The following is an 11,597-nucleotide window of genomic DNA, read 5'->3' as shown; positions in this document are numbered from 1 at the left end:
CTCGTTAGTGATTGTACTCACTTAACTCGGTGTCCAAAACTGCTGGGGCGGATCAGGGCTCTAGATCTTTTCATTGCTGATTTCGATTGTAGAGAAGAGTTAGCTTCTCTTACGGGGACTGACGTAGATAGTGCTTTTAAGCGAGTTGCGAAGTTTTTTGAAGCAAGTAAAAGCAAGGAATTATTCAAAGATCTCGAAGAGACAGCCCCGGAGTATGGGCTATCAAGGCAAATTTACGATCGAGGACGTACAATTCGAAAGGTGAATTTTTATCTCTTTTCTGAGCGTGCTTTGAGTGGCCGAGTTAGCGCTATTGAAGATGGCGAAATTTCTGGAGTTCCAGCTTCTTTTCATATTTGGGATGTTTCGAGGTTACAGCGCCAACAAAGCTCCCGAGGCCATAAAGAAATTCTTGATATCAATTTTCCTGAAGCTTATGGAGCTGGGATTTCGTGTTTGCCTGCACATTTAGGATCAGATACTTACAAGTCTTATTTGATAGTAATTCCAGCAACTATTTTGTCATCAATGTATGAAAAATATGGTGCTCGCTTATTAGAACAAAACGTTCGATGTTTTTTGCAGGCCCGAGGCAATGTTAATAAGGGTATCAGAAGTACCATTATCAATGAACCGCAAATGTTCTTTGCCTATAACAATGGTATTACTGCCACTGCTCAGGAAGTAGAAGTCAGGCAAGGAGATGCCGGGCTTGAAGTGGTTCGCATGAAAGATCTACAAATAGTGAACGGTGGTCAAACTACAGCATCTCTGTTTCATACAAGTCGTAAAGATAAAGCCTCCTTGGAAGGGATATTTGTTCAGATGAAACTATCAGTTATTGATAGCGAGCAAAGTGAAACGGTCGTGCCGCGAATTTCTGAATACGCTAACACTCAGAACAGAGTAAATGCTGCTGATTTCTTTTCAAACCATCCGTTTCATATTCGTATGGAAGAATTCTCAAGGCGTATATGGGCTCCAGCTCAACAGGGGGCTCTACGAGAGACAAAATGGTTTTATGAGCGTGCTCGTGGTCAATATGCTGACGCGCAAAGTAAGCTTACTCAAGGTGAAAAGAAAAAATTCCAGGCAGAAAATCCCAAGCCACAGATGTTCACTAAAACCGACCTCGCTAAGTTTGAGAACGTTTGGGATGATAACCCAAGGTTCGTTAACCTTGGTGCACAGAAAAACTTCGCACAGTTTGCGAAGCGTATAGGTTCTGAATGGAAAAAATCATCTGGAGTGTTTAGTGAGTTTTACTACAAGAGAGCTATTGCACGTGCCATCCTATTTAGAAAAACAGAGAAGCTGGTTTCCGATCAGCCATGGTATAACGGAGGGTATCGAGCAAACGTAGTAGCTTATACTCTAGCACTACTAGGTTATTATGTTTATGAGAACAACAAGTCAATAGACTTCATACGCATTTGGAATCTACAGTTTGTATCAAGTGACCTAGAGCGAGCATTAGAGATTACCGCAGAGCTCGTACATGACTATATTACCCAGCCTCAGCAGGGAATATCTAACGTTACAGAGTGGTGTAAAAAGGAAGGATGCTGGCACCAACTTAAAGCGCAGTCAAATAGGCTTGATGAACTACTACCTAAAAGCTTTAAAGAAACTTTAATCTCTGAGGCGGATATACAGAGTGAAAAAACACAAGGCCGTAAAGCTCAGAAAGTAGATGATGGAATTGAGGCACAGAAACAGGTACTAGGCATCTCCGGTAGTCGATGGAATGCCTTGTTACAGAATTCTTTAGCTAGAAGTCTCTTTTCTCCAACTGAAATAGAGATTATTGGTATTGCGACCAAATTACCAAGAAAGATTCCAAGTGAAAAGCAGAGTATTATTCTTTTGAAACTTTTAGATAGAGCTAAGTATGAAGGTGTGTAATAACGCTAAGCTCTTTGGTAGAGCTCATTTCGCGAGAGCGTTAAAAATTCGGTGTCAGCTAATTTTGGCTAGCAATCTAAGACATAGCCCAAGCGCCCATAATAATGAATCGCCAGTTGAGACAATGTCATATTCTATATCTGTATTGGTATTGTCTACTTTTTAGAAGCACTCAATATTCCTTCGTAAACACTCTAATATTAGACTTCTACATTATCCATGGTGTATCTCTATGTTTGTTACATACTATAACGTGTGTGGAAAATGGGAGTGATGTTATAAAATTAATATGATTTTTAACCAAAATGATTACTTTTTAAGTGATTGATGTAGAATCAAAATTTATAAATGAAAAGAGAGAATAAAATGGCTGGGCTGGGTTATTGTAAAATTAGTGATTTGAAATTGAACCAGAAAAGTAAGCGAGCAGTCACAGAAGTGAAAGAGATAATGTCTTCTGGAAATATGCTGGCAAGTGCCTTATCTGCCACACCATTTTATTATATTTTTGGTACTCCTAGTATGACTAAGACTCCTTATTCTATGATGTTGACTATCAGAGAGCATGATTGGGAAATGTTTGGCAAACTCATGGGCTCTGTTCCCTCTATCGTAAAAAGTCGAATACATTTTGTAGCTAGCCAAATGTCATGGGAAACAGCGGGAAAAGAAAAAAAGTTTTGGGAGTGCGTCAGTAATGCAGCTATATAAACTTGTGGCGTCTATCGCTTTATTCACTGGATGTGCTGCTCAAGCAGATACGGAACAGTCAATCACCGCTTGGGTTGAGAAAACAGATAAGTGTGTGGCCATGACAAAAGAAAGCACGGTAAGTTTTCCTGATAATTCTTGGTTCCAGTCTTTGGATATGGAGAAGAAAAAGGGAGTAACATTTTACCTCTATCAAGAGAAGCTGTATGACTGTTCAAAGCGAGAATCGGATGCTTTGATGCAGTCTTTGACTCAAAGTGAAAATAAAACGTTAATTAAGTTCTTTTCGGGGCTGGGAGCATTCGCCAAGCCAGACTCAAAATTTATAGATGGGGTTGATGCAGAGCAACTGAAGAAACTCTCAAATAATGTAGACTTGTTTAACCTCAGAAAAGTAGGTAGAGACTTGCACTTCTAATGTGTTGTGTAAAGAAGAGAGTCGCCAGTGCGACTCTCTTCTGTGCTTATGAAAGTTACCACCTATAGTTTATCTAAAAACAACTTTGTGGCGAGTTGAATATAGTTAATTTGAGCTTTAATAGCATCTTTGGCAATGGCTTCACCAAGATCGCTAAGCTTGGCTTTTTTTACATCAATGACTGCGTTTTGCATGAGTTGAACTGTCACATCTGCTGACTTTTGAAATGCAGATATATCATTGTTAGTGCCAAACTCTTCGGTTAATACTTCGAACCTAGCATCCGCTTCCTCTCTCGCCAGCTGGAATTCGGAGAAACTTACTGTGTCGTCCTCCATGATTGCATTGATAAGCTCTTCTTGACTTTTTGACATGTTCATTGGTTTACACCTAAAGATTGATAATCGAATCCGTATTGTGTGTATTTTGGAGGAAGCACGATTGTATAAAATGAGGGTATTTTTAGGACATAAACAGCAATACCAAATAGTAAGCTTAGCAAGTCAATGAAGTTTCGATCATTTCAAATACAGCCCTGTTCAGAGTTGCGTTTACTCGCTGCATAACATAGGCCGCATGATTTATGTTATGCGCTGATTGTAAACTCGTTGCTCTGTAAACTTTGCCTGAAACCATGGTAGCTTGCACTAAATAATAGTTTATGCGCAAAGTGTCACATTTTCATGTAATTAATTAACGTGCGTGCGTTCATTGGGGTTATCAATTAGTTTATGATGCAATACGAATATGCAACTGATTTGTATTTATCTAATAAAAAATTAAAAGTATCTAACTATGAACAAAATACTATCTACCTTGTCCCTTTCTTTTTTGTTTTCAACGTCAGCTCTAGCGGCCGATTATATAGTGAGTGAACCCCGTGCGCTCTTACCCAACGAAGACATCAAAAGTTTTACCATGGCTGATTTAAATGGTGACGGCATCGATGAGTTGGTTTTTGTTGATTCAAGCGGGCAACTTAAATACTCGCAGTTAATAGGTCTCGGACATGGATTGATCAGTGCTGACGAATTTCAGAGATTTAACTCCAGTCGAAAATTGTACAATATGAATATTTCTGTAAATGGAGATACATTGAGAAATACAAAGGTTGAGGTTAGCGGTTATGGTGAAATTGCCCTTCTTCGCGATGGAAGATATCGAGCTTGTGCAGCTAGCATGAACTTGCAAAGTAACGAGGTCGTGGCGACAAGGTATTCAGATGTGAAGTATCAACTAACCTATATTTCCAATGATTTTATAGCAGGAAAAATGATGTGTGCACGAAACGGGATTGCACAGTTGGAAGAGGTGACCTTTACCGCTCAACGAGTCCTTTACTAGTCGATAGCGCAAAACCTAACGTAGTCACTGATAGTTATCAAGTGGGCGGCAAGAACAGGTGTAAAACTTGCCGCTGCTTTGGTTAAAACGATAGGGTTTATGTAACGATTTCCTATGGTTGTCTTTGTTCTAATTCAGTAACTTAGTTGCACTAGTTTAGCAAAAAGCGTGGTACTAACTCACTCTATCAGTGTCGGAATAGGGCAATTAGTTTTACTTAGTTTGTTATTTAGGCAGTCGCGATAGGTTTTCTCTGCTTGGGCGGTTTTTTCTTTAGAAAGTTCTTGTTTGAGCGTATTGAGAAGTGAGTCCATATCTCTGTTGTTGGTTGATGCGATTTTTGCCCATACATAGGCGCTTTCGTAGCTTTGCTTAACAATTAATCCACCAAAAAACATTCTCGCTAGATCTTGTTGTGCGTTAATGTGGCCACCGATGGCAGATTGAGTACACCAGTGAATGGCCTTTTTATAACTTACGTCTATTTCATCGCCGTTAAAGTACATATGACATAACTGGAGTTGGGCAGTCGGATCGCCTGCTTTTGCTAATGTGTCAGCTTGTTGATATGTCAGCTTACTAAGCGCAAGGTAGTTTTGCATGCCTTGGTAATTTTTGCTTTCTGCTGCTTTTTGAAACCACTCTTTCGCGGCTTTTTTATTTTTCTTTACACCAAGGCCATCTTGATACATCAAGCCTAAAAAATTAGCGGCTGCGCCATCGCCATTGTTTGCGGCAAGCAAATACCAATGTTTGGCTTTGGTATAATCGAGTTCGACTCCTTGGCCGTTTGCGTACAAAAGACCAATATTGCGTTGTGCAGGTGCAAAGCCTTGCTGGGCCGATTTCTTATACAGAGCCATGGCTTTTTGGTAGCCAAGTTGAGTTCCACTTCGCTTGTAAGTAAAAGCTAGGCTGTTTTGAGCAGGCGCATAGCCCTGATCAGCGGCTTTTCTATACCAACGAGCAGACGTTGCGATATTTTGAAATGGCATGTTTCCGCTTTCATGCATCCAGCCAAGCTTGTCTTGAGCATACTTGTTTCCTTGCTCAGCCGCTTTTTGATACCAGTTTTTGGCTTTGTAGTAGTCAATTTCTACTTGGTTGCCGAGCTCGTAAGCTTGGCCAAGATAGAGCTGCGCCGAATCATTCCCGCTATTTGCAGCTTGTTTTATTTCTTGAACCGGAACATTGTCAAAATCGGTTTGAATACGTGTCGGATTGTCGTTATCCCAACGAGTTGTGATCCCCTTATGCGCCTTCGCGGAGAACGAAAGCATCAAAACGAGGAAACATAATGAATAGAGTAATTGACGCACAGTTAAAAACCTTAGAATAATAATTTTCCACGTAATATATCACTAATTTTTATTTAACTCTTGCTAATAAGTCGATGAAGATTATAGAAAAATCATCAGCTAGGTTTAATATCGGGTGAATAATATAGACTTGTTTAACCTCAGAAAAGTAGGTAAATAGTTGAACTTCTGAATCCCTTGGATAGAGCCGCTCATGCGGCTCTTAGTAGGACTTATTCAGCGCTATGGATTTTTATCATTTATTAAAATCTTTCAAATACTTGGACTTAATTGCATCGGACGTACCATCATCATGTATTTCGACCAGCCTTTGATTGAGTTCGGCTAACAATGATTTGGCATTTTGACTTTGTTTATTCACGATTAAGTGGTACACCTTTTCATTAATGACTTTGTAAAGCAGGTTGTCTTGCGACTCGTAAATCTCTTGATCAATTTGATACAGACCTTGCTCCATTCCATACAAAATAGGGTCAATTTCACTTAAGAATATCTGGCAGCGATTTTTGCTTAATAGACTCAAGGCCTTAGATACATTGGCGACAAGTTTTATATCATTTTTATAGTTAAAGCTATCGTAGTTATAACCGATTATACCGCAGGCCTCATTCTTGTTGATATTAGAAAAGTCCACCCAGACACTATCGCTGCCCGTGTAGAAATAGCCAATACCGAATTTGTACAAAGGAAGGGTGTATTGCGTGACTTCGATTCTTTCTTGTTTGAGGTTAGCTGATAACGCGATATCGCACTCTGACTCTTTGGACTGCATGTTTTGCATCACCTTTGACCGAGGCATGGGTGATATGACGTATTGGTAGCGCGTTTTACTGAATATCTCTTTGATTACGTCGGGCAAAATTCCCGTGATATCCGTTGTTTTGACTATAGAAAGACTTTCATCCCATATTGTATAAGGTACCCAAGGAGCATCATCAGCTAAGCATATCTTAACTTGCTGAAGATGGTTACTTGCATAGGATTTAAAAGAAAAAGTAACGAGTGCACAGATTAGAACTAAGTATATCCTTGTCATGACAGCACCAAATTAATTCGTAACTAGAGTGAAGTATAGACAATGCAATTGATGTGGTTGGCAATAGCGCGAAATGGCGGCCTTATTCACCAGCTAGAGTTAATTACTGGTGAATAAGGCGGTTAAGTCAAGGGACCAACTAGTGACCGTTCCAACTGTAACCTAAGCTGAGAAAGTACAGCGCTGGGTCATTAAATTGCGCGATGGTATTGCCATTTGGTCCTTGGAACTCTGACGAATCAATCAAGGTTGCTTCGAGTGCGATAGAAAGGGTATTGGTATTATCTAATCGGTAGTCGATACCTGATCCTATACGATAAGCTTTACCAGCGGGAATAGTGATATCGCCATGAGATTGGTCGGAATACATGCTCGAATCGTAAGCAAAGCCTGCGTTCCACGTTAAACGCTGATTAACTTTGTATTGAGTGCCAAGGGCGACTTGATAGGTATCTTGGGTGTCTGCGCCCATTATGGTTTGGTAATCACTCCAGTCTTGCCAATTGAGGTTACCCAATACAGCCAGTTGATCGTTGATATTGTGGAAGGCACTAAAGATGATCTGCTGGGGCGCAAGTGCGTCACTGGTATCAAACTCAAATTCAGCTTCGTTGGTATAAGCTAAACCAATGCGAGTGTCTGAACTAAATTCGTATAATAGACCCAGTTTGCCATTAACTTGGACATCGGTGTCGTGTTGGTCGATGTTGACTGCGTTTGAATTAGTTGAGTGTGCTTCTAAGTCGAAAATGCCGTAGTGAATACCTAACGAGGCCCCCACGGATAATTGATCGTTGACTCGGTATGACGCCGACGGCTGGAATGTCAGTGCTTGAGTTGTTGCACTGGGTACCTCTAAACGGGAAAATAAATGCTCATATTGCAGACCTAAGCCGTAGTTACCGTAAAATCCTGCGCCGACTGTCCATTTATCGTTGAGCTGCTGGCTGTAGAAAGCTGAGCCTAAAGGCACATATCGAATCGTATTGCCTGCATCACCGCCGCCTATGGTATCCAGAGTGGCATCGCCGTAGAGGTTGATAAAGTTACCGGAAAAAGACTGTCCTTCTACATTGGCAAGGCCTGCGGGGTTGGCCGCGATAACCGATGAATCTTGGGCCCTAGCTGCCATACCTGCAGAAGCTAACCCAATATCTGTGGTTGAGGTTTCGTAAAGGTAGAGCCCGCCAGCATGGGCACTGCTGATGAGTATCATTGGCGCTACAGCAATGAATTTATGAATTGTTTTCATGGTAAACCTGCAAATTTCTATACCATTAATGGAGACTGTGTTGGATGACGCCCGCTGATTAAGCGGCGTCATTGTTGGCCTTAAGTTAAGCCTTAAGGTAGCGCGTCCCTGCGCTTAGGACCTATTCTTGGATTACTGCTTTTTTAACTCATCAAGCTGCTTAAGCTTTTGCTGCAAAGAGAGCGAGCGATAGCTCATATCAGCCGGGTTCATGGTTTCACCTTGTTGCAGCGGGTAGTCTTGAAGCGTGCTGGTGAATTTGCCAACCACATCTTGGATTGGAACAAATAGCCACATATTGTCTGCCATCCATCTCAGATACATCCCTGACTCTTTCGGCGCTTTCTCAAACGGGTCGGCGCGCAAGTGAATGATCTGAGGCCAGTTCGGCGTGGCTCGGGTTGCGTCAGAAATATTCCCTTCCATAGTGGCAAAGTTGAGTTTCCAATCATTCCATCTCACGGCATTAAGCTCACCATTAGATGAGAAATACATCAGAGATTCACGTGGACCTTTCTCTTGTTTGCCTTGGAAGTAAGGCATGAAGTTGTAACCATCAATATGAACGCGCCAATCCTTGCCATTTGCTTTATAACCCTTAGCCAATTTCTCTTTGACATCAGGGACGCCGGCAGCGGCAAGTAGGGTAGGCAACCAGTCTTGATGAGCCATCATATCGTTATATTTGGATCCAGGTTTGATCACTCCTGGCCAACGAACCAACTGAGGGACTCGCATTCCGCCTTCCCATGTGGTGCCTTTCTCGCCATGGAATGGAGTCGCGCCACCGTCTGGCCAAGTCACGGTTTCAGCCCCGTTATCGGTTGAATAGATGACAATGGTATTGTCAGCAACGCCGAGTTCATCGAGCTTATCGAGTAAGATACCAACTTGGTCATCATGCTCTAACATGCCATCAGCATAGATACTGACTCCCGATTTGCCTCGATACTTCTCTTGTAAACGCGTCCACACATGCATTCGTGTGGTGTTATGCCAGATAAAGAAAGGTTTGTCTGCTTTGACCGCTTTCTCCATAAAGGCGAGTGAGGTTTCAAGAAACTCTTCGTCAGCATGTTCCATACGCTTTCGCGTCATAGGGCCAGTGTCTTCAATTTTGCCGTCAGCAAAGGATTTAATTACCCCGCGTGGCCCATAGTTTTTGCGAAATTCTGGATCTTTAGGATAGTAGTAAGTCTCTGGCTCTTCTTCTGCATTGAGGTGGTAGAGGTTACCGAAGAACTCATCAAACCCATGATTGGTAGGCAAGTGTTGGTCTTGATCGCCTAAGTGGTTTTTACCAAATTGGGCGGTCATATAACCTTGTTCTTTTAGGAGATCGGCGATAGTCGGGGCCCAATCCGGTATTCCATGTGAGGACCCTGGCATACCAATAGTGAGCAATCCGGTACGAAACGGCTCTTCACCTGTTATGAAGGCAGCGCGCCCCGCGGTACAAGACTGTTGTCCGTAGTGATCAGTAAAGAGTGCGCCTTCATTGGCAATACGATCGATATTCGGGGTTTCGTATCCCATCATGCCTTGGTTGTACGCACTGATATTCCAATAACCCACATCATCGCCAAAGATCGCGAGAATATTGGGTTTATCTGCGGCCACTGCTGCGCTTGAGGTCGCGAGTATGCCGATACCAATAGCAAGCTTGCTCATTTGGTTAGCCATAAAAACTCCAAATTGGTTAGTAAGTTGAAAACGAGTGTTGAGTGCTAACACTTCGTTGCTGACTAACATAATGTGGTACTGGATAAGCGTCGCTTTATACTGCATATAACCATAGGTTATGGAGTTTTCTAACTGTATGTTTATAAATGATTTTATATGAATTTCATTCAAAAATAATTGCTTATGGTTCTAGACTTATATCACGTTAATTCACTTAGACATCATGATTATAAGATCTGGGTTTGAGTTTAGATTTTTTTATGCTACTAGGTTCGCATTGTTCTGTTTTGTCGACTATAAGTTTGTGTGCGCAAAGCATTTTCTATTACAAACAGAGGTTTATATGACAGTGAAATATGGCGTTAAACGCCGGCTAGCGATTCTTGCCGCGGCTTTACTTGGCGTGACGACAAGCAGTATCGCCGCAGACAAACCCAATATTCTGGTTATTTGGGGTGACGATATCGGGCAAACCAACGTCAGTGCCTACACATTTGGCTTGGTGGGCTACAAAACACCCAATATAGATAGCATTGCTAAAGAGGGCATGATGTTCACCGATTATTATGGTGAACAATCTTGTACTGCTGGCCGTGCAACCTTTATCACTGGTCAAACCGTATTGAGAACAGGCTTAAGTAAAGTCGGTCTGCCAGGCGCTGATCTAGGTTTACAAGCCGAAGACGTCACCATTGCTGAACTTTTAAAACCTCTGGGCTACATGACAGGGCAATTTGGTAAAAATCATCTTGGGGATAAAGACGAGCACCTTCCCACCAATCATGGGTTTGATGAGTTCTTTGGTAATCTCTACCACCTCAATGCAGAAGAAGAGCCTGAAAACGTAGATTATCCGAAAGATCCTGAGTTCCGTAAGAAATTTGGTCCACGTGGGGTGATTAAGTCTTATGCTGACGGAAAGATAGAAGACACAGGACCATTAACTCGTAAGCGCATGGAAACGGTCGATGAAGAGACTCTGGATGCGGCGCTCGATTTTATGGATCGTTCAGTAAAAGCCAACAAACCTTTCTTTGTATGGTGGAATGCGACTCGAATGCATTTCCGTACTCATGTTAAAGAAGAGCATTTGGGTAAAACAGGTATTAGCTATTATGCAGATGCCATGGTAGAACACGACAATCATGTTGGTCAGTTGCTGAAGAAAGTCGACGAGCTTGGCGTCAAAGACAATACTATAGTCTTTTACTCAACGGACAATGGCCCTCACATGAATACTTGGCCTGATGCTGGTATCACACCGTTCCGTGGCGAGAAGAACACTAACTGGGAAGGAGCATTCCGTGTGCCTGCCATGGTTCGTTGGCCAGGTAAAATCAAAGCGGGTAGTGTGTCTAATGAAATTATGCATCACATGGATTGGATGCCGACTTTCTTAGCCGCTGCTGGACAGAGTGATATTAAAGAGAAATTGGTAAAAGGAGAGCCAGTTGGCGGCACTAACTATAAAGTTCACCTTGATGGCTATAACTTCTTGCCTTATCTGACCGGTGAGGAGAGAAAAGGACCGCGTGAAGAAGTCTTCTATTTCTCTGATGACGGCGACCTTACCGCTCTTCGCTATAACAACTGGAAAATCGTCTTTATGGAGCAAAGAGCTGAAGGCACTTTGCGTATCTGGGCTGAACCATTCGTAGAACTTCGTTTACCAAAAATTTTCAATCTACGTATGGATCCCTATGAAGTCGCTGATATCACGTCAAATACCTATTATGATTGGATGTTAGATCGTGCTTATATGCTGGTGCCTGCGCAAGCGTATGTGGGTAAATTCCTAGAAACGTTTGCTGAATTCCCACCAAGACAAAAAGCGGCCAGTTTCTCGCTCGATCAAGTTATGGAGAAACTACAGGAAAGCCATAACAAGTAAATTGATCAATAGAATCTATAAGGGGCCCTTAAGGTCCC

10 protein-coding genes are annotated in these 11,597 nt (G+C 42.1%); 5 read left to right on the top strand and 5 right to left on the bottom strand.

From position 1 onward, the window contains the following. The 3 genes from AAFM34_RS11705 to AAFM34_RS11695 all read left to right on the top strand — a co-directional run. Positions 1 to 1,905: AIPR family protein (locus tag AAFM34_RS11705; RefSeq protein ID WP_341663044.1), on the top strand; the 1,905-nt coding region annotated here is incomplete at its 5' end. A 348-nt stretch (positions 1,906 to 2,253) separates the two neighbouring features. Next, entirely contained in the window at positions 2,254 to 2,616 is a 363-nt protein-coding gene (locus tag AAFM34_RS11700) for a hypothetical protein (protein ID WP_341663042.1), read from the top strand. Then, complete coding sequence (locus AAFM34_RS11695) at positions 2,603 to 3,034, top strand: hypothetical protein (protein WP_341663040.1); 432 nt, start codon at positions 2,603 to 2,605, stop codon at positions 3,032 to 3,034. Before AAFM34_RS11700 ends, AAFM34_RS11695 begins: the two co-directional genes overlap by 14 nt. Positions 3,035 to 3,096: 62 nt before the next feature. Here the strand turns inward: AAFM34_RS11695 and AAFM34_RS11690 are convergent, their stop codons facing one another. Next, positions 3,097 to 3,414 carry a hypothetical protein gene (locus AAFM34_RS11690; protein WP_341663038.1) on the bottom strand — a complete coding sequence of 106 codons (318 nt, stop codon included), beginning with the start codon at positions 3,412 to 3,414 and terminating at the stop codon, positions 3,097 to 3,099. A 415-nt stretch (positions 3,415 to 3,829) separates the two neighbouring features. Between AAFM34_RS11690 and AAFM34_RS11685 the strand changes: the two genes are divergently transcribed. Then, on the top strand, positions 3,830 to 4,378 hold the full coding sequence (locus AAFM34_RS11685) for a hypothetical protein (RefSeq protein WP_341663037.1): 549 nt from the start codon (positions 3,830 to 3,832) through the stop codon (positions 4,376 to 4,378). Between the two features lie 179 nt (positions 4,379 to 4,557). On the opposite strand, the gene AAFM34_RS11680 is transcribed toward AAFM34_RS11685, so the two are convergent. From AAFM34_RS11680 to AAFM34_RS11665, 4 genes are all read right to left on the bottom strand, one after another. Next, a complete protein-coding gene (locus AAFM34_RS11680; RefSeq protein WP_341663036.1) occupies positions 4,558 to 5,697 on the bottom strand; it encodes a tetratricopeptide repeat protein in 1,140 nt (379 codons plus the stop codon). Between the two features lie 235 nt (positions 5,698 to 5,932). After that, positions 5,933 to 6,733 (bottom strand): transporter substrate-binding domain-containing protein, encoded by an 801-nt coding sequence (locus AAFM34_RS11675; RefSeq protein WP_341663035.1) that lies wholly within the window; start codon positions 6,731 to 6,733, stop codon positions 5,933 to 5,935. 139 nt (positions 6,734 to 6,872) lie between these two features. Beyond that, positions 6,873 to 7,985 carry an outer membrane protein transport protein gene (locus AAFM34_RS11670; RefSeq protein WP_341663033.1) on the bottom strand — a complete coding sequence of 371 codons (1,113 nt, stop codon included), beginning with the start codon at positions 7,983 to 7,985 and terminating at the stop codon, positions 6,873 to 6,875. A gap of 132 nt (positions 7,986 to 8,117) precedes the next feature. Beyond that, complete coding sequence (locus AAFM34_RS11665) at positions 8,118 to 9,668, bottom strand: arylsulfatase (protein WP_114786292.1); 1,551 nt, start codon at positions 9,666 to 9,668, stop codon at positions 8,118 to 8,120. A gap of 343 nt (positions 9,669 to 10,011) precedes the next feature. Here AAFM34_RS11665 and AAFM34_RS11660 point away from each other — a divergent pair, with 343 nt between their 5' ends. After that, complete coding sequence (locus tag AAFM34_RS11660; protein ID WP_341663030.1) at positions 10,012 to 11,559, top strand: arylsulfatase; 1,548 nt, start codon at positions 10,012 to 10,014, stop codon at positions 11,557 to 11,559. The last annotated feature ends 38 nt before the right edge of the window (positions 11,560 to 11,597 follow it).

Source organism: Vibrio sp. (assembly GCF_038138445.1).
Classification (GTDB): Bacteria; Pseudomonadota; Gammaproteobacteria; order Enterobacterales; family Vibrionaceae; genus Vibrio.
The sequence above is the reverse complement of the archived record's forward strand: the minus strand, read 5'-3'. Positions and strand labels throughout refer to the sequence as shown.